20 protein-coding genes are annotated in these 19,791 nt (G+C 34.1%); 2 read left to right on the forward strand and 18 right to left on the reverse strand.

Going from position 1 to position 19,791, the window contains the following annotated elements:
• Positions 1-288: 288 nt before the first annotated feature.
• Positions 289-465: a hypothetical protein gene (locus tag COJ46_RS24690; protein ID WP_176522633.1), complete on the reverse strand. Its 177-nt coding sequence runs from the start codon at positions 463-465 to the stop codon at positions 289-291.
• Between the two features lie 152 nt (positions 466-617).
• Here COJ46_RS24690 and pdaB point away from each other — a divergent pair, with 152 nt between their 5' ends.
• Positions 618-1,385: a polysaccharide deacetylase family sporulation protein PdaB gene (gene pdaB, locus COJ46_RS22270; RefSeq protein WP_098566347.1), complete on the forward strand. Its 768-nt coding sequence runs from the start codon at positions 618-620 to the stop codon at positions 1,383-1,385.
• A gap of 21 nt (positions 1,386-1,406) precedes the next feature.
• Here the strand turns inward: pdaB and COJ46_RS22275 are convergent, their stop codons facing one another.
• The 11 genes from COJ46_RS22275 to COJ46_RS22325 form a co-directional block, all read right to left on the reverse strand.
• A complete protein-coding gene (locus tag COJ46_RS22275) occupies positions 1,407-1,994 on the reverse strand; it encodes a KinB-signaling pathway activation protein (RefSeq protein ID WP_097978185.1) in 588 nt (195 codons plus the stop codon).
• A 192-nt stretch (positions 1,995-2,186) separates the two neighbouring features.
• On the reverse strand, positions 2,187-3,248 hold the full coding sequence (locus COJ46_RS22280; protein WP_098566348.1) for an Mrp/NBP35 family ATP-binding protein: 1,062 nt from the start codon (positions 3,246-3,248) through the stop codon (positions 2,187-2,189).
• Positions 3,249-3,670: 422 nt separating this feature from the next.
• A complete protein-coding gene (cwlD, locus tag COJ46_RS22285; RefSeq protein WP_056467529.1) occupies positions 3,671-4,381 on the reverse strand; it encodes an N-acetylmuramoyl-L-alanine amidase CwlD in 711 nt (236 codons plus the stop codon).
• A gap of 58 nt (positions 4,382-4,439) precedes the next feature.
• A complete protein-coding gene (locus COJ46_RS22290; protein ID WP_088014585.1) occupies positions 4,440-4,871 on the reverse strand; it encodes a DUF2521 family protein in 432 nt (143 codons plus the stop codon).
• Between the two features lie 240 nt (positions 4,872-5,111).
• The gene (locus tag COJ46_RS22295) at positions 5,112-6,380 is read right to left on the reverse strand and encodes a saccharopine dehydrogenase family protein (protein WP_097978187.1); all 1,269 of its coding nucleotides are present in this window, start codon (positions 6,378-6,380) and stop codon (positions 5,112-5,114) included.
• 165 nt (positions 6,381-6,545) lie between these two features.
• The gene (locus COJ46_RS22300; RefSeq protein WP_098566349.1) at positions 6,546-7,883 is read right to left on the reverse strand and encodes a phage portal protein; all 1,338 of its coding nucleotides are present in this window, start codon (positions 7,881-7,883) and stop codon (positions 6,546-6,548) included.
• A gap of 223 nt (positions 7,884-8,106) precedes the next feature.
• Positions 8,107-9,039, reverse strand: coding sequence for a response regulator (locus COJ46_RS22305; protein WP_098566350.1), 933 nt, complete (start codon positions 9,037-9,039; stop codon positions 8,107-8,109).
• Positions 9,036-10,289, reverse strand: a complete 1,254-nt coding sequence (locus tag COJ46_RS22310) for an ATP-binding protein (protein WP_097978219.1) — start codon at positions 10,287-10,289, stop codon at positions 9,036-9,038. The genes COJ46_RS22305 and COJ46_RS22310 overlap by 4 nt, the downstream gene beginning before the upstream one ends.
• Positions 10,290-10,463: 174 nt before the next feature.
• Positions 10,464-12,158 carry an NAD-dependent malic enzyme gene (locus tag COJ46_RS22315; protein ID WP_141437824.1) on the reverse strand — a complete coding sequence of 565 codons (1,695 nt, stop codon included), beginning with the start codon at positions 12,156-12,158 and terminating at the stop codon, positions 10,464-10,466.
• A 227-nt stretch (positions 12,159-12,385) separates the two neighbouring features.
• Positions 12,386-13,822, reverse strand: coding sequence for an aspartate ammonia-lyase (gene aspA, locus COJ46_RS22320; RefSeq protein ID WP_097978191.1), 1,437 nt, complete (start codon positions 13,820-13,822; stop codon positions 12,386-12,388).
• Positions 13,823-13,840: 18 nt separating this feature from the next.
• Positions 13,841-15,112 carry a cation:dicarboxylate symporter family transporter gene (locus tag COJ46_RS22325; RefSeq protein WP_097978192.1) on the reverse strand — a complete coding sequence of 424 codons (1,272 nt, stop codon included), beginning with the start codon at positions 15,110-15,112 and terminating at the stop codon, positions 13,841-13,843.
• Between the two features lie 145 nt (positions 15,113-15,257).
• On the opposite strand from COJ46_RS22325, the gene COJ46_RS22330 reads away from it, so the two are divergent.
• Entirely contained in the window at positions 15,258-15,485 is a 228-nt protein-coding gene (locus tag COJ46_RS22330; RefSeq protein ID WP_141540918.1) for a hypothetical protein, read from the forward strand.
• Between the two features lie 7 nt (positions 15,486-15,492).
• Here the strand turns inward: COJ46_RS22330 and rpsI are convergent, their stop codons facing one another.
• The 6 genes from rpsI to COJ46_RS22360 all read right to left on the reverse strand — a co-directional run bounded on the left by rpsI (position 15,493) and on the right by COJ46_RS22360 (position 19,733).
• Positions 15,493-15,885, reverse strand: a complete 393-nt coding sequence (gene rpsI, locus COJ46_RS22335) for a 30S ribosomal protein S9 (protein WP_056467505.1) — start codon at positions 15,883-15,885, stop codon at positions 15,493-15,495.
• A gap of 21 nt (positions 15,886-15,906) precedes the next feature.
• Positions 15,907-16,344: a 50S ribosomal protein L13 gene (gene rplM / locus COJ46_RS22340; protein WP_056467502.1), complete on the reverse strand. Its 438-nt coding sequence runs from the start codon at positions 16,342-16,344 to the stop codon at positions 15,907-15,909.
• A gap of 157 nt (positions 16,345-16,501) precedes the next feature.
• Positions 16,502-17,245, reverse strand: coding sequence for a tRNA pseudouridine(38-40) synthase TruA (truA, locus tag COJ46_RS22345; protein ID WP_098566352.1), 744 nt, complete (start codon positions 17,243-17,245; stop codon positions 16,502-16,504).
• A gap of 12 nt (positions 17,246-17,257) precedes the next feature.
• Positions 17,258-18,052, reverse strand: coding sequence for a cobalt ECF transporter T component CbiQ (gene cbiQ, locus COJ46_RS22350; protein WP_098566353.1), 795 nt, complete (start codon positions 18,050-18,052; stop codon positions 17,258-17,260).
• The gene (locus COJ46_RS22355; RefSeq protein WP_098566354.1) at positions 18,049-18,915 is read right to left on the reverse strand and encodes an energy-coupling factor ABC transporter ATP-binding protein; all 867 of its coding nucleotides are present in this window, start codon (positions 18,913-18,915) and stop codon (positions 18,049-18,051) included. Before COJ46_RS22355 ends, cbiQ begins: the two co-directional genes overlap by 4 nt.
• A complete protein-coding gene (locus tag COJ46_RS22360; RefSeq protein WP_097978196.1) occupies positions 18,891-19,733 on the reverse strand; it encodes an energy-coupling factor ABC transporter ATP-binding protein in 843 nt (280 codons plus the stop codon). Before COJ46_RS22360 ends, COJ46_RS22355 begins: the two co-directional genes overlap by 25 nt.
• Positions 19,734-19,791 lie beyond the last annotated feature (58 nt).

Below are 19,791 nucleotides of genomic sequence, written 5' to 3' on the forward strand. Positions count from 1 at the left end.
TAGTTTTCAAAGTTCACTTCATCGCCCGTAAGCGACTTTTTAATATTACCATTTCGTAATATAGCCTGTCAACATTTTTTAAAAATTATTTTTTAATTTGTTGAATCAGTTTTTGTTGTCGTTGAAGACAAGAAATAATATACCACGTATTCAAATATAACGTCAACACAAAATATGATTTTTTTAAAAATCTTTTTCATGGACTAAATGAACAAGCCTCTTACTAATTGCGAAAATGGAAAGCAATTATACTTTTTACACTCTACATCATTATTTAAGTGAATCCTCTCACAGCGGTAATCTATTATACACTTCATATAAGATTTTCTTCTTTAGAATCATTTCATTTTTAACTCTTTCATTTAAGTTATGCGATGATAACTCTTTATCTAATTCATATAGCGAGCGTATTATGAGCGACTCGATCTCTAATACATGCTCCTTATTTAGAAGTATACCAAACATCATTCCCACTCCATGGTACTTTCGTCTTTAAGAAAATCCCAGTTTTATTGTTCTAATACTTAAAACATTTAATCATTTCGTTTTATAGCATACAAGCTTGCTAAATCTCATATCCTTTATATAAGAACTTGGACAAGAAAGAAGGCGATTTTATGCTTTTTTACTTTTACATCACTTCAAAAAGGAAACTAAAGCATTTTTCTTTAATTACTATTATTGCATTTTTCACAGCTTGCTTAGTTTATATACAAGCACCTAAAACATTTTCAACTTTTTCAACCAACAAAGGGCCAATGGCAATTTACAAAGGTGATGCCTCGCAAAAAAATGTAGCTCTTACTTTTGATATAAGCTGGGGCGATGAAAATGTACTCAAAGTTTTGGATGTATTACGAAATCAAAAAATTACGAATGCCACTTTTTTCTTATCTGCATCATGGGCAGAGCGACATCCAGAGATCGTTGAAACAATCGTTAAGCAAGGTCACGAGATTGGAACTCTTGGGTATCGATATAAAAGCTACACCCAGCTAACTCCAGTTGAAATGCAAAGAGATTTAAATAATTCAGCAGAAGTATTTAATCGTCTAGGCGTAAAAGACGTTAAGTTATTTAGACCACCAAATGGTCAATATAATAAAGAAGTTATAAAACTTGCTGCACGGAACAATCTTTCTGTAATTCATTGGAGTGTTAATACTGAAGACTGGAGAAATCCTGGAACAAATAAAATTGTTAAAAGCGTAGAAAATAATACTGATCCGGGCGACATCATTTTGCTTCATGCAAGTGATTCGGCACTTCAAACGCCAAAAGCATTGCCATTAATTTGGTCCTACTTAAAAGAAGAAGGATATAAAAACATAACAGTTTCTCAAATGATATCTAATACTAAAACAAATATTAAAATTGTAAAATAAAAAAGCTAAGAGATATTTCTCTTAGCTTTTTAGTATTTTGTGTAGCGTTAATAACTGATACGCATTACAAATAAATAACGGTACTAACATTAGAATTAACCACGAAAGATCATTCTGTCTTAATGCAGGAACCCATTCAACGATTGTAACGACAATCATAAAAAATAGTGCTGGAATAAACGCCCCTTTGTTTGTTTCTTTCATTTTTATATAAGAAACAATCAAACTACCTACTAAAAGCACTATTGGGAATATTAAATAGACAGTAAAAGCTTCTCCATGCGCATACTCTTTAAATCGAAAATAAGCTAAATCAAATAGAGCTAATATGATTAATACAATTTGAACTGTATTCCATAATGACTTAAATAAGCCTAATCCGAATCTATGTATTGTCAAATATGCAAAGAATCCCATCTGACTTACTGCACTGAATACTAATCCTAATATAAATAAAAATGATACTTCTACTAGAAGTTTAATAAATCTACCATCTTGAACATAACCAAAATACTCTTTATACCCATAAAGAATACCCGTTAAGATTGTTGCGATTCCACCAACTAGTAATGTTGTTAAAAATAATCGAACCAATTTCCGACTCGTCATTCGTTTCTTAATCCCCCGTTTTCACAAAGCTTCTGATTTTCTTCTTAAATTAACGATTCATATAAAACTTTATTAACTATTTAATCAATATAAATACCCTAATAATTTAATTCATGTCTAAATATTAGCAATGGTTATCGTATAACTAATGCTAACAAAAAACAAGCATACAAATTAAAAGGGTATTGTTTATTATTTATTTAATACGATTTTTTCGACTACTTGCTCAGCAATCGACGTATAGATTTTACCAGTTGGGTGATCTTTATCATATATTGAAGGAGCAAAGTCCTCTTCATCCCAATCAGGCTGCTGTAAAGGTAATTGTCCTAATAGAGTTGTTTGAAGCTCTTTTGCAAGCCTTTCTCCTCCACCTTTACCAAAAACATACTCTTTTTCGCCAGTTTTTTTACTTTCAAAATAACTCATGTTTTCTACAACACCAATAATTTCATGATTTGTTTTTAATGCCATTACTCCCGCTCTAGCCGCAACAATTGAAGCTGTTGGATGTGGTGTTGTAACAATTATTTCCTTACAAGATGGTAACATGCTATGAACGTCTAACGCTACATCTCCAGTACCTGGTGGTAAATCTAGTAATAAATAGTCTAAATCTCCCCATTCAACTTCTGTGAAAAACTGTTGTAGCATTTTACCAAGCATTGGACCTCTCCAAATAATTGGTGAATTATCTTCTACAAAGAATCCCATTGAAATAACCTTTACGCCAAAACGATCGACTGGAATGATACGCTCACCCCTGATCACAGGTCTTGTCGTAATCCCCATCATATCCGGTACACTAAAGCCATAAATATCAGCATCAATTATACCTACTTTTTTACCTAATCTTGCTAGAGAAACAGCTAAGTTTACAGAAACAGTTGATTTTCCTACTCCACCTTTTCCACTTGCGATCGCTAAAAATTGTACTTTTTTATTATCTAATAGTGAAAGTGTTGAGTTTTCTTCATTGTCTTCAATAAACTGACCTTTTTCTTCTTCTGGAAATTCAGTAAATCGAATTCCAACTGTATCAGCACCATTTTGCTTTAATAACTGAACAATTTGTGTTTGAATTTGCATTTGTTCAGCTGTGCCCGTTTTCAACAATGCAATTTTAACGCTTACATGTTTCTTCTCTTCTTTTATCGATATTTCTTTAACAGCATCTAATTCTGCTAATGATTTATTTAAAAATGGCTCATTAATTGTACCTAAAAGTGATAATACTTGTTCATTGGTAAGCATATTTACACCTCGTTATCTTAATATACTAAATAGTATAACACATGTATCATAGTTAGTCTTAAGTAACATTAATTAGTTAGTAAAAATGAAAACCACCGAATAATTCGGCGGTTCCTTATCATAGACGAAGTCCAAAAAATATGATATTCAAATTAATTGAAACCTAAACGGTAATGAGCACCGTAAACAAGACGAAGTAACGAAGAAAGCGAGCGTTTGCCAATAGTTTGAAACACCGATTAATTCGGCGGTTTCTTTACGTAGACGAAGTCCAAAAAATATGATTTTCAAACTAATTGAAAACGTTTGTCTTTCAAGGCACGAAGTCTGTGCGGAGCGGAGTTACCCTAGACGGTAATGAGCACCGTAAACAGACGAAGTAACGAAGAAAGCGAGCGTTTGTCAATAGTTTGAAACACCGATTAATTCGGGGGTTCATTTTTATCTGTATAATATCTAATAACCCCTCTATATATAGCTGCAGCTAGCTTATCTTGATATTCTTCATCTCTTAACTGCTGACTTTCTTCATAATTTGATAAAAAGCCAACTTCTACAAGTGCACCTGGTACTTTGGCATATTTCATCAAATAAACATGATTAATAATTTTCGCTAATCGATGAGTATTATTTAAACTTTCCCTTAACTCAGCTTGGACGTATTTTGCAAATCGCTCATTTTCAATTAATGAACCATAAAAGAATGTTTGTGCACCTTTTGAAGATGTTCTTGGTAAGGAGTTTAAATGAATTGATATGTATAGGTCTGCGTTCGATCCATTAATAATTTCTACCCTTTTCCTTAAATCAACGCTTTTTCTTCTACTATATCCTTTCATTCCATCCTCTGCTAGATCGTAATCTCCATCTCTTGTCATAATAACCGTTGCACCTTGACCTTGTAAATAATCCCTCAGTTTGTTTGTTATTGATAGAGCAACAACTTTTTCAATAACATCTCCACCTGAAGCACCTCCATCTGGTCCGCCATGTCCAGCATCCAAAACAATCACTTTTCCATCTAGAGGTAGTCCTCTAAAATTCCAGGTCTTTGAAGTTTTTTGTAATAAAGGTATACTCAAAATCAAAAAAACAAAGGTTACAATGATAACGATTAAATGCCATCTTTTCATTTTTTCTCCCCCTGATTGTCCTATAAAAAATATATGGGACAACTAGGAAGAATATGACTTACTTTGATAAACGAAGTCTATGTCTTCTTTCTCCTTTTACATATCCATCTAACCACCAATTATTTAAAAAAGATTTACATCGGTCAAACGGTTCTGTTTGAATATCATCCTTACGGCCAAATACAGAAGAATAAAATAAATAAGCTAACCATTCAGATTCTTTAGCTGATCTTCTTTTTACATTCTCAATTGGTTCACCATAAAAACCAAATCGGCTATATCTTGCACCCAATAGGTATGTTTCTACCGCTAACTCTAAACAGTAATCTTCTCTTGCTTTTCTTTGGTTAATGTCTGCGTCTATACAGTAGGAAAACGAATCCTTTAATTGGGCTTTTAATTGCATTATTTTTAGTTCTTTTAATAAGCTTTTTTCAAATGTAATTTGCTTTGCTCTTCTTTTTTCTCGGAAATTTGTTATAAGATTCATGATGAAACCTCCCCGTAGCCATAGTCTAAGACGAAAAGGGGTGCTTCATTCAAAAACTACATACTTAATTTCTTCCATAAAAAAATAATAATTTTCATAAAAAACACCGATTTTATATAATAGAAAAATTGTATTAATTTTGAATTGAAAACGCATTTTTTTAAGACTTACAAAGGTCTACCCGTACTTAAATAAAATAAAAAAGAGGGGAATCAAAACTTTCTCCCCCTCTTTCGTATTTTAATTATCGAATGATTTCATTCTTTGTAAAAGTAATCCATCACTTTTTTCATTTTCTCCATATACAAACTGAGTCATATGATATTTTAAATACTCTCCATATTTACTATTTGTATTTAATACTAACTCATCAACAAAGTAGGCACCTTTTACTACTGTATCCAATAATAAACTTGCAACTCCTGCATAAACTCCGCACGCAACTTGAAGATAGGTTGCATTTGTACCGTAATTAGCGAATGAATCTTTATTGTTCATAACATTATAGATATAGCGCTCTTTATCTTCGTACACAAGTAAAACTCCAACTACGTCCTCTCCTACTAATGGAGCTGTTGAAGGATCTAGAAGCTTTTTATCAAAACCCAATATTTCGTCAGTGTTTTTTAAATTATTTTTAATTAGATTTGTTGTATGCTCATTAACACGATACACAAAACCACTCTCTAAGTTGAACAATTTGCCAATAATAAATACTTCTTCATGTGGCATAAGACAACCATAAAAGACTTTTTCCCCCAACGTTACTTTAAATTCAACAGAATAGACATCATCATACAAGAAAATTGGAATATTTTGTTTAACAAACATAGGAAAGCTTGTGACTGCCTCTTCTAGGAAGCAATCTGGGGACCATGTAGTGTAAATTGTTTCTTTTTGAGCTATTGAAGGGTTTTCATAAAAAGAATTATCATGTTCAACAATGTAACATGCAAGAGGTTTTTCGGAAGGGAATTGGTTCATTAAATCGATTGCCATCCATTGCACAATTCCAGGATTCATTCCTGAACCAATAATTGCTGTAGTATTTTTAAACTTTCGTTTATTTTCCTCGAAGATACGTAAGCGTTCTTTAAGTGGAAACCCAGAACTAATACTTTCATCATCATCAACTATTTCACTTTCTAAAGCTGTGTTGACATACTTCACACCAAACTCATTACAACAGCGCAACATTTCAACAGAATCCGCTCTAGACACATCAACTACAATAACTGTATTACTCTCTATGAGATGTTTTTTCATTAAATCAATATTATTAACATTCATTTCATGAAATGTAACGTTTTCTATTAGGTTAGGGATAATCCTTTCAAAATAAGTTAATTCTCTCTGTTTCAAATCAATTAAATGAAACCTGGCATTTTTCATTATCTGATGGATCGGATCTTTTGGATCCTTTGCCGCTTTATTAAATATAGAAAGTACTGCCTTTGCCACTCCGCCAGAACTACCTAATAGGGTAATAATCGCATCTTTTTCAAACATATAAACAACTCCATAAATTGGTTTAATATTAGCTTTTACTTTACTATATGAACCAATGGAAAAAGTGTTCGGACAAGTATCCTGTCTATCTAACCAATGCTAACTATCTAATTGAAAAAAAAAAAAGCCTAACTAATAATTAGTTAAAAGCTTTATTTTTGGTTATTAATTACTTTTGTCGTCAGATTCTAGTTTTTCTAAAAGTTTCTTCTGTTGTTCCTTACAAAATTCTTTAAATTCTTTGCATTCTTCTTTGCATTCTTCTAAACACTCTTGTCTGCGTCTTTCAATTTCTTCTTCGCGTTTCTTTTCTCTTTCAACACGTAATTCAAATTCTCTATCTCTTTCTTTTTGGTCGATTGGTGCTGTATCAGTTTTCAGAAGTGGCATATCTCCTCTTTGGATTGGTCCGATTCCCATTAAGGAACGCCATTCATTAGGAGTTAAGGAAGCTCGTTCTACCATAACTGAAAATGCTAATTTTGTTGCGATTGATGCAAATTCTAAGTTAGATGCTTCAAAAACGATCCGATTACCATTTTTCCGTTCCGCTGGAGTGAAGAATTTACGTGTAAATTCATTATTTAGCTGAATGACTAAAGGATTAATAACAGCTTCATTATACGAATTCCACTGATCCTCATTAAATGTACTTTGAACGATGTTTTCGTTCGTATTAAAAAAACTATAGATTCTTTTGATTGCATCACTTGTTCTTTGTGCTTCTGGAGCATAATTACTTGTAGGTACTTGTTGTAAAGTGTAAGTTGGCTCTGAAAAACCTGCTTTTACACCGTCTCCTGTATATTTCATATAATTGTTTACAAATTCATTCGTATTCTTAATCATGTCTTCTTGATCTAGTACTTCCTTAAAGTTCAATAACCAATTCATAAAACGATTGTTACTTACGTTATTGACGATACTGTCATCTACAGAATCAATCACTTCTAATAAAGGAAGTAAGGGATCATATGGTGGCGTACCAAATAGATCATTACTATTAAAATCTTGTCTTAAATGAATGATATCGCTATAAGGTAAAATTAGTACATTTTTGGTTTTGAATGTGAATTTTAAAAAGATCAAACCTTGATTATTTTCGAGGACTTCAACTTTCGTACAAGGAATAGGAAAAATAGCAGTAGGATAACCAAAATCATTTCGCTTTATAAATGCAAACGCATTACTGTTTAGATCAAGCTGAGTTACCATTTTCTCTAAAAGTAATTGCCTAGACATAAATGGATTTGGTTCTTGCAGTACATTATAAACCCATGGATCAGGGTTAATCTTGCATTCTCTATTATTTTCTCTGACATGCGTTACTTTTAGTTTTCCAATTGCATTGGCTTTAGGTCTAATACATGCCCTGATCACATCATTCTTAAATAATGTATCGCCTAATGTTAATTGGCCATCCCCTTCATCATTTAATAATTCAAAAGAACTAGTACTTGATTGAAAATTCATCTTGCCCATTATCCAGTCGATTAAGCCCAATGTACATCACCCCTAACGTAGATGGCCATAGGTATAATTTATTAAGGTATATTATTTTATTCTTTTAAAAATCATCTATGCTTCAATTTGAGAATGAATTATTAGAGTTTTTTAATTTTTCGTCATTCTAAAATATGAGCATACTATTTAGTTTATTCCAGAAAGTATTCTCATACGAAAAGGCCCTCAGCAAAAGCGCCCTGAGGGCCTATAAAATTTATTGTTAATATCTTTCAACTAAAAGCTGTTTCGATTCAAAGTATAAAACTTGTATAAATTTCTTTGCATTAATGCGAGTATGTGTTGATGAAGTCAAGGATGCTTGCTTCAATTCACTCATTCTTTGACGAACTGTTTCAAAATCAAAAAACTTTGAAGCATAATTTTCAAATTTAGGGTTCGCAAAATCTGTTAGTCCTATTGATGCCATATGGTTTAATGATTGATAAATTGCTCTACGAACTCGTTGTTCTGATGATTTCCTTTCCCGCTCAACGTCTTCTTGAGAATTAACTATCCCTAGCTTTTTCAAACTAATGTGAGTGTATATATCCTTTAATGTAGGAAATCCTGCCTCTAAACCAAAATTCGATTCATATTCATATAGATAATTGAGCATATCAAGCAAGTCTTTGCTCCCATTTTCTCCAGCTATGCCAAGTTCAGATAATAGAACCTGTCCCCAATCCGTAATTTTCTTTTTATCAGACACTGGATTATGTTGATTGATTGAATTTACATCAAAAACATTACTTAATGACTTTTGAATATCAAAAATCGAACGCTCTAGTCGAATCCGCTCCAAGACCTTTCTAACAACCGATATCACTTCAATTTTGTTCAATGGCTTAGTAATGTAATATTCAATACCGAGAGAATAAGCTTCTCCAATTAATTCTTTAGACTCGACTTGAGAAATCATAATCATTTTCCCTTTGAATGAAGATCCCATTCTCCGTATTGTTTCTATACCGTCCTGAAGAGGCATTAATAAATCGATAAATAATATATCAACGTGATTTATTTCAAGCATATTTGCATCTAAATAAAAGCCGTCTTCCGCCTCACCAACAACTTCACCTAATTCTTCATCCTCTATGATTTGTGATAACATCGATCGGAAGACTTCATCATCATCTGTGATATAAAAGTTCATAAATTCATCCTTTCTAAGACGAGAGCTCCAATTGGTAGTCGAATCGTAAAAATACATTCACTCTCTTTTTGATTGAGAATAACTTCTCCTCCTAGTTCTTCTGCCATTTCTTTGATATAGGATAAACCGATTCCTGTAGATGGGGTTCCATCATCGCTATATTTAGAAGTAAACCCAGGTTTAAAAATAAGCTTCATATTTTTTGAAGGAACTCCAGGTCCATTATCAATAACCTTACATTCAATCCAATCTTCAACTCTTTCTATTGATAAGAGAATCGTCCCTTTATGTTCTATAGCTTCAACTGCGTTCGCAACTAAATTATTAATAAACGATAGCATTAGATAGATATGATAATGCGGATGTTGTCCCTTTATTTCAGAAATAAACTCAATTTTCTTTCCTAGCATGCCTGCATATTTTTGATTAATTCGGATCACCATTGTCACTAAATCATTTACACTCATATATTCAGGCAAACTTTCACTTGTAATAAGTTTAGAAAGTCCAGCAAAAATTCTTTGGTTATCCTTTTTTATTTCATGTACCTCTCCTGCAATTCTTAAAGATTTGCTCCCCCATTTTTCAATGGGAACTCCTAAATCCTGCTTGTACTTACTCATGTCTCGATATAAATTGTAGGATTCTTTTGTTATTGTTTCAGCATTTTGTAATGTCTTTTTCAAATAAACAGACTCTACATACAAATTGGATAAATGCATCAGCATATTTTCATTTTCTTTACGAGTTTGTGATTCCTTCAGTTTTAGCTCGTAAAGTTTCATCATATTGATAAACGCTAATACAAAGAAGCTTCTAAACACCGCAATAATAATAATTTTGTTTAACTCTTCGACTGTAAGTGAAGAACCCATTCCATATAGTTGAAGTATTAATTCGATTAAACTAGAAGTGATTTCAATCGTAATACCGAAGATTCCTATTAGTAAAGGATGCTGATTTCGATTCACCTTCAGTAAATAAAAGAAGACGGAATATGAAAAATAATATAAGAACGTAGGAAATCTAACCGTAAAAGATGAATCAAGATTAAAATCGGTCAAAACTAACCAATCTAGTCCAACACGGAATACAAAGACAGACATGCCTATTAACAGCCCTATTAAAACAGAATGATAATTCCTAAAATACAATAAAGAAAAGAAAAAAATTGGGGTTCCAAAACTAACGCGAAATATATTATCAAATGGATGAAAGTTTAGTTCACCCGCTATTGGAACTATAACCATAAGTGCAATAACAATCCAGAAATCTTTACCTTGCAGTCCTTTTGATTTCAAATCCGCCACTTCCTGATTTTTGCTACTAGTATATCGCCTTGTTGTTATGAACACAATGATCCTCCATACTACTAAATTTCATAAGAAAATACAGCTTGATAATACAAGCTGTATTTTTTATTTTTATATAGTGACCAATTCTTTTGTAGCTTTCATCGGACGATATGCAGGCTCCCACATTGCGTTTCGTACAGCTTGCTCAATATCGTCGTGCACTACTCGAGCTACCCCATCAGCAACTGCTGCTTTTGCTACTTCAATCGCAACTACTTCAGAAATAGTTCGTAGATTCTCGATTTGAGGAAGTAAAGGTGCACCTAATTTACTTACATCGATCATTTCCGCTACAGCTTCTGCAGCCGCTGCAAACATACCATCAGTAATAATACTAGCGCGTGATACATTTGTTCCAAGTCCTAAGCCAGGGAAAATTAGCGCGTTATTTGATTGACCAATTACATAAACCGTTTTGTTATATGTTACTGGAGCAAATGGACTTCCTGTTGCTACCAATGCTCTTCCTTCAGTCCACTTAATTAAATCAGAAGGTTTTGCTTCTGCAAGTGGTGTAGGATTGGACATCGGTAAAATTACAGGTCTTTCAACATGTGCTGCCATATCTTTTACAATCTCTTCTGTGAAAGCACCAGCAACAGTTGAAGTACCAATTAAAATCGTAGGATGAACTTGGCTTACAACTTCTGCTAGGCTTGCACCTGAATTATTTTCCTCGATTGGGCGTGCATACGGTTGTTGGAAGTCGAACAACCCTTCCATATCCTCTGCAAGCAATCCATTTCGGTCAATACACCAGAATCTGCGGTTTGCTAATTCAAATGAAAGGCCTTCACGTACCATTGCATCACGTACTTGATCTGCGATTCCAATACCAGCCGCTCCTGAACCGAATACAACTACACGATGTTCACTTAATGGAATACCAGAAGCATTCACTGCTGCTAATACAGCTGCAAGTGATACAGCTCCTGTGCCTTGAATATCATCATTGAAAGTACAAACTTGGTGACGATACTTATCTAATATGTTTCGTGCATTTTTAGAGCTAAAATCCTCCCAATGAAGTAATGCATTTGGGAATTTTTCTACCGCAGTCGTTACAAACTTATCAATGAACGCATCATATCTGCTATCGCGAACGCGAGGATGACGGTTTCCAACATAAAATGGATTATCTAGTAGCTCTTCGCGATCAGTACCAACATCTAAAACAACTGGCAATACTCGTGCTGGATCAATACCTGCCGCAGCAGTATATACCGCTAATTTGCCGATTGCGATATTAATACCTCCAACTCCCCAGTCACCAATTCCTAATATTCCTTCACCGTCAGTAATAACGATTAAATCAATCTCATCAGCATTCGCGCCATGATTATCAAAAGCTTGTTCAATACCATCTTCTTCATTAATAGAAAGATACAAACCACGAGGTCTTCTATATTCATTACTATAACGTTGAATTGCTAAACCAACTGTTGGTGTATAAACAACCGGAAGCATTTCAGGTAAGTGATCAGTTAGTACTCGATAAAATAAAGTTTCATTACGATCATGTAAAGCTGATAATGCAACATTTTTATGCAAATCAGTAGGTTGTGACGAGAATTGCGCGTAAGCACGTTTAGCTTGCTCCTCCAACGTCAGTACAGCAGGCGGTAATAATCCTGTTAAACCTAATTCTTTTCGTTCCTCTTGAGTAAATGCAACTCCTTTATTAAGCATTGGCACACCTAATAATTCGGCACCACGCAAGGTAGTCTCCACTTCTCCATTCGAACCTACCTTGAATTTATGCATATAATCCCATCCCTTTTCTATCTAATTTATTTTTATCTTTTTTAGTTAAGCAAAAAAGGGCTTTTCGCCCTTACTTTGTAATAATTAATTGTCAGACTGATTGAAAACAAATTATCTTTCAATGCGCAAGGCCAGAAGCGGTGCTAAAATTACATACATGGCGGTATAGGCACCGCAAACAGGCTAAGCAACATAGAAAGTGAGCGTTTATCAGCAGGCTAACCGATTTATTGACGTTCTAAAAGAACTGCACCAGCAATACCTGGGTGAGTCATTTCAAATGGATCTAAAATTAAATCAAGCTCATCTTCTGATAATACATCATATTTTAAGCAAAGTTCGCGAATTGGCTTTCCTGTTAAAATAGCTTCTCTCGCTATTCTCGCAGCAACTTCATAACCGATATGTGGATTAACCGCTGTAATTAGACCAACGCTTTTTTCTACATATTCTTTCATTCTGTCTTCATTTGCTTCAATTCCTTTTAAACAATTATCAGTAAATGCACGGAATCCATTATTCATAATGTTAATTGATTGAAGTAAATTAAATACAAGAACTGGCTCCATAACGTTTAATTCTAATTGTCCTGCTTCAGATGCTAAACAAATTGTATGATCATTACCGATTACTTGGAATGCAACTTGATTAATAACTTCTGCCATTACAGGATTTACTTTACCTGGCATAATAGATGAACCAGGTTGACGTGCTGGCAATGAAATTTCACCAAGACCTGCACGTGGGCCAGAAGCCATTAAACGTAAATCATTCGCAATTTTAGACATATTCATCATACATACTTTTAGAGCAGCCGATACTTCTGTGTAAGCATCAGTGTTTTGAGTAGCATCAACAAGATGCTCAGCTCCAACAAGTGATAAGCCGCTTATTTCAGCAAGTTGCTTAACAACTAGTTCAATATAGCGTGGATCTGCATTTAAACCTGTTCCAACCGCTGTAGCCCCCATATTTACTTCATATAAGTGCTGACGAGATTGTTCGATACGTTTTATATCACGACCAAGTACTCGAGAATATGCTTCGAATTCTTGTCCTAAACGAATAGGTACTGCATCTTGCAAGTGAGTACGGCCCATTTTAATGACATGGTCAAATTCTTTTGCCTTTAAGTCAAATACATCACGCATATAATTCATTGTGTTTAACAATTTCTCTAACATATTTAAAGTCGCGATATGAATTGCAGTTGGGAATGCATCATTTGTAGACTGCGACATATTTACATGGGTATTTGGACTAATGCAGAAATAGTCACCTTTTTCTTTACCTAGTATTTCAAGCGCACGATTTGCAATAACTTCATTTGCATTCATATTCATTGATGTCCCTGCTCCACCTTGAATCGGATCAACAATGAACTGATCATGCCATTTGCCCTCAATAATTTCTTGAGCTGCCTCTGCAATCGCTTTACCATTTCCCTCATAAAGGCGTTTTGTTTCTACGTTAGCAAGTGCTGCTGCTTTCTTTACAATTGCTAAAGCTTTAATAAGCTCTTCGTGAATTTTATAACCAGTAATAGGAAAATTCTCAACTGCGCGTAATGTTTGGACACCATAGTAGGCATCTGCTGGAATTTCTTTTTCCCCTAAAAAATCTTTTTCAATGCGTATGTTTGGTTTAATTTCAGTAGCCGCCATTTGTTTTTTCTCCCATCTTTACGCAACTTTTGACTCCTTAATCGAATCAATATATTGTTGCGCTTTATCTTTATCGTATTCGCCTTCCCATTTCGCCATCGTAATGGCTGCTAACGAGTTTCCTAATACATTTACTGCAGAACGAACCATATCTAAAATACGATCAATACCTGCAATTAATGCGATTCCTTCTAAAGGTAATCCCATTGAACCTAGTGTAGCCAGTACTACTACGAACGATGCACCAGGGACACCAGCCATACCTTTTGATGTAAGCATTAGTACAAATAATAATGTTACCTGCTCCATAAATGACATGTGAATATTGTACATCTGAGCAACAAATAATGCAGCAAGTGCTTGGTAAATCGCTGAACCCGTTAAATTAAACGAGTACCCTGTCGGTATAACAAAAGATACTATTGCTTTTGGACAACCCATGTCTTCCATTTTTTTCATAATGTTTGGAAGTACTGCTTCCGAACTTGCTGTTGTAAAAGAAAGAATCAGCTCTTCCTTTAAAATCTTCATAAGTGTAAAAATATTCGTCCCTGTCATTTTAGCATTAATACCTAAAATAACAATAGCAAAAAATGCAACAGTTACATAAACAGCTAAAACAAGTTTACCAAGTGGTAATAAAGTACTTACACCAAACTTTGCAACTGTTACAGCAATTAACGCGAAAACCCCAAACGGAGCGGTTTTCATAACTTGATTTGTAACCCAAAACATCGCTTCTAATACGCCTTCAAAAAATCCAAGAACAGGCTTTCCTTTATCCCCTATCGCTGCTACTCCTAAACCAAATAGAACAGAGAAGAAAATAATCGGCAATAAATCACCTTGTGCCATTGATTCAAACACATTTTTCGGGAAAATATGAACAATTGTCTCTGCAAAACCACTTTGTTGAGTTGCAGTTGCTGTTTGTTCATATGCTGAAATATCACCTTTTTGCAGATGAGTCATATCTACACCTTTACCTGGGTGGAATAAATTCGCTGCAAGCATTCCAATACCAAGCGCAATCGTCGTAATGATTTCAAAATAAAGAAGTGTTTTTCCTCCAAGTTTCCCTAGCTTCTTTATATCCCCTACACCTGCTACAGCTACTACAAGAGCTGAAATTACAATTGGCATAACGATCATTTTAATTAAATGAATAAAGATATCACCAATCGGTTGAATATAAGATATTGCCTTTTCATTTCCGTATACTAAAGCTCCTACAACAATACCTAATATAAGAGCAACAAAGATTTGCGTAGCTAATCCAAATTTCTTCATATAAATCCCCCTTGTTAACGCTTTCAAACATATAAATGAAATACATAACTAATTCTATATGCAAACCTACAAAACAATACAAAAACCTACAAAGACTTTTAAAATAATTATAAAAAGTTTCAAAAACGTTAAATGGTCGAACGGATTGAACAGATCAAAAGAAAGAAGAAGCCCGTGTAATAGAGCCCTTCATTCTGAAATAATTTCAGACAGACAAAAATTAAAAAGTCTGTCCATAATTAAAGGAAAGATAGGGAAAAGGAAGTATAGTAAGGGAGAAGAATTGAAAATAGCAGAATTTATGCATGATGAAATAAACCCTCAAAATAAAAAACTCCTGTCCACAAAGTGGAGAGGAGTTTTGAACGTATAAATAAAAATTAACGTTTTGAGAACTGAGGAGCTCTACGTGCACCTTTAAGACCGTATTTTTTACGCTCTTTCATACGTGCATCACGAGTTAATAATCCAGCGCGTTTTAAAGTTCCGCGGTATTCAGGATCAACTTGTAATAATGCTCTTGAGATACCGTGACGAATTGCACCAGCTTGACCAGTGTATCCACCACCGTTAACGTTTACTAAAATATCATAGCTACCTAATGTTTCAGTTGCAACAAGTGGTTGTTTAACAACTTCTCTTAATGCAGCGAATGGGATGTAATCTTCAAAATCACGACCGTTAATGATAACGCGTCCTTCGCCAGGAACTAAACGTACACGAGCTACTGAGCTTTTACGACGTCCTGTGCCATAGTATTGTACTTGTGCCATGTGAATGCCCTCCTTTTATAATTATCCGCGAAGTTCGTAAACTTCTGGTTTTTGTGCTTGGTGTGGATGCTCGTTACCAGCATACACGTGTAACTTTTTAATTTGAGCACGTCCAAGACGTCCTTTTGGAAGCATACCTTTAACAGCTAACTCAAGCATTTTAACTGGGTAGTTAGTACGCATTTCTAAAGCTGTACGCTCTTTTAAACCACCAGCATACATTGTATGACGGTAGTAAATTTTATTGTTTAATTTGTTTCCTGTTAATTCAACTTTCTCAGCATTGATGATGATTACGTTATCACCTGTATCAACGTGTGGTGTGAAAGTTGGTTTGTGCTTACCGCGAAGTAAAGTAGCTACTTCAGTTGCAAGACGACCTAAAGTTTTTCCTTCAGCGTCTACAACGAACCACTTACGTTCAACTTCGCTAGCTTTTGCCATATAAGTTGTGCGCATTCTATTTTCCTCCTAATACAATATACATAAAGTAAAATTGTTTTTATTGTTTATCTTTAACACGACTGGTTCCGGGGCTAATCGTGGTTCTTAAAACAATACCGTATTTAATATTAAACTTTATACCTTCTAATGTCAAGCAAATGTTACACCAGGATTAGTTGTTATAATCAACTTTCCATAAAAACAGCCCATTAGGCGGTGAAGTCTTGCCAGCCTTGGCTCGATCACGTGCTAATAATGCGTTTTTAACACTTTTTACATCACGCTTTCCTTGCCCTACTTCAATTAATGTTCCAACAATTATTCTTACCATATTATAAAGAAAACCATTTCCTTCAAGAGCGATGACAATCCCTTGATCTGTTTTATTAATACTTCCTTTATAAATCGTACGTACTTTGTCCTTAATATCCGTATTTGATGCACAAAAGGAACTAAAATCATGTGTACCTAGTAAGCAATCTAATGCTTCTTGCATTTTAACAATATTTAGATCAAAAGGAAAAAAATAATGATGGTTTCTAGAAAAAACATTTTCGTCTTTTTCATTCCAAATAAAATAACGGTATTCTTTCCGAACGACGTCAAATCTAGAATGAAAATTATCATCGACAATCTCTACATATCTCACATTAATATCTTTAGGCAATTGTGCATTTAATGCTCTTTTCCATTGCTCTGGTTGAAGGGCATATTCACTATCAAAATGAATTACTTGTCCAACTGCGTGTACCCCTGTATCTGTCCTACCAGATGCATGGATTCTTACTGGATTACCTTTGTGCATTTTTGTTAGAACCTTCTCAAAATCTGTTTGGACTGTTCTCTGATTAGGTTGTACTTGGTATCCATTAAATAGTGTGCCATCATATGAAATTATACATTTAATTCGATTCATAACTTATCTCCATTACTTACGTAAAAACAATAATAGTAAAAATAATAACAGTAATACAACAAAACATGCTGTATCCCGTAAATGCCACTTCATAATACGAAACTTTGATCTTCCATCTCCGCCTTGGTAACCTCTAGCTTCCATCGCAACTGCTAAGTCTTCAGCTCGTTTAAATGAATGAATAAATAATGGAACAAGTAAAGAAACTAATGCTTTTAACCGGTCTTTTATAGGTCCTGAAGAGAAATCTACTCCTCGAGACGATTGTGCCTTCATAATCTTTTCAGTCTCTTCCATAAGCGTTGGAATAAATCGGAGTGAAATTGACATCATTAAAGCCATTTCATGCACTGGTAGACCAAACCTTTTAAATGGGTTAAATAATGACTCAAGTCCATCGGTAATTTCAATTGGATTTGTTGTTAATGTCAGTAAAGTAGTAATTGAAACTAAAAGAAAAAATCTCAAAGATATATAAATACCTTGAATAATTCCTTCTTTATGAATTTCGACCCATCCAAAATGATAAATTAGTGGTCCCTCTTTATTTGTAAAAACATGCAATAGAAACGTAAACACTGCTAACAACCAGATTGCTCTTAATCCTTTTAAATAATAATTAAGAGGTACTCTCGATAGCAATACTGTTACAATTGAAAATAAAAATAAAATACCGTATGTTATAAAATTGTTCGCTAAGAAAACGATACAGATAAAAATGAACATTGTAAGAAGTTTTGCTCTAGCATCTAGACGATGAATAAGAGAATCGATTGGAATATATTTTCCGATAATTAGACTATTCATTTTGTTTCCCCATTATAAAGATTCGCTATATAATTAGCGAGCTGTTCGATTGTTAAACTTGTAGCTTTTTCTTTAATGCCTAATTTTTGATTCAGATCTTGGTGGAATTTTAAAGAAAGTGGAATTTGTAATCCAATTTCCTCTAGTTCCTTTTCATATGAGAACACTTCTAAAGGGCTTCCCTTTAAATACGTAGTCCCTTTTTGAAGCACATGGATCGTATCAGCATATCTCGCAGCATCTTCCATGCTATGCGTCACCAAAATGATCGTCAGGCCCTTTTCTTTATGCAAATCGTAAAACATATCCATTAACGCCTTTTGACCACTAGGGTCAAGACCAGCAGTTGGTTCATCCAAAACTAAAACTTCTGGCTCCATTGCTAAAACACCTGCAATAGCAACCCTTCTCATTTGACCACCACTTAATTCAAATGGTGACTTCATTAAATATTCTTCACTTAAGCCTACTTTTTCAATTAAATCTTTAGCTCTTTTCTTTGCTTCATCTTCAGAGACACCAAAATTCATTGGACCAAAGCAAATATCTTTCTCTACAGTTTCTTCAAATAATTGCTGCTCAGGAAACTGAAAAACTAAACCTACTTTTTTTCTTAATGACTTTAAATTCTTGTTTTTCTTATTTGATAAAAGAGTAATATCGTCTATTTTAGCGATGCCCTCTGTTGGTTGTAAGAGGCCATTTAAATGTTGCAGAAAAGTAGATTTACCTGAGCCTGTGTGACCAATTACAGCATAATATGACCCATTTGGTATCGTAACATCAATATCATAAAGAGCACGATGCTCGAAAGGTGTCTTCGGCTGATAAGTATAGCCTACTTTTTCAAAAGTAATTTGCATAATTCGCTCACCAAGCTTTCTTGCTCTAGATGGTCTTGTCTCAAAGGTAAACCTTTTTCAATTAATAAACTAGAAAGGTTATTTGTAAAAGGAGATGCTAATCCAAGCGACTCTAAAGAAAACTCTGTTTTTAAAAGTTCTTCTGGCGTTACGCTTTGAACTAAATGACCATCATGCATAATTAAAATACGGTCTGCATGTATTGCTTCTTCTATATCATGCGTAATTGAAATAACAGTCATATTAATGTCTTTATGTAAATCACGAATTGTCTCGATTACTTCTTTTCTACCGAAAGGATCTAACATCGATGTAGCTTCATCTAATATTAATATACTTGGTTGAATTGCTAATGCTCCTGCTATTGCTACTCTTTGTTTTTGGCCTCCAGAAAGAGAGTGTGGCTCATGGAGTACAAATTCATTCATATTGACGATGTTTAAAACTTCTTCAATTCGACGATCCATTTCTTTTTTCTCAATTCCATGGTTTTCTAATCCAAATGCAATATCGTCTATTACTGTCGTACCTACAAACTGATTATCAGGATTTTGAAATACCATCGCTACTTTCTTTCGCACGTCCCAAATTGTTTTTTCTGATAAGCTAATTTCCTCATCAATCACAATTTGGCCTTCTTCGGGTAATATAAGTCCATTTAAAAGTTTAGCTAATGTTGACTTTCCTGATCCGTTTCGACCTACAATAGCGATCCATTCATTTTCTTTTATATTAAATGATACAGAATGAACTGCATTTGATTGTGCCTGTGGATATTTAAAAGAGATGTTATCTACTTTAATACTATCTTTTCTCATTTGTTCACCTATAATTTCTCATTGTTTATAGATATATAATAGTCTAAAAGTAAACAGA

It is taken from the genome of Bacillus sp. AFS077874, from assembly GCF_002566505.1.
GTDB lineage: Bacteria > Bacillota > Bacilli > Bacillales > Bacillaceae_G > Gottfriedia.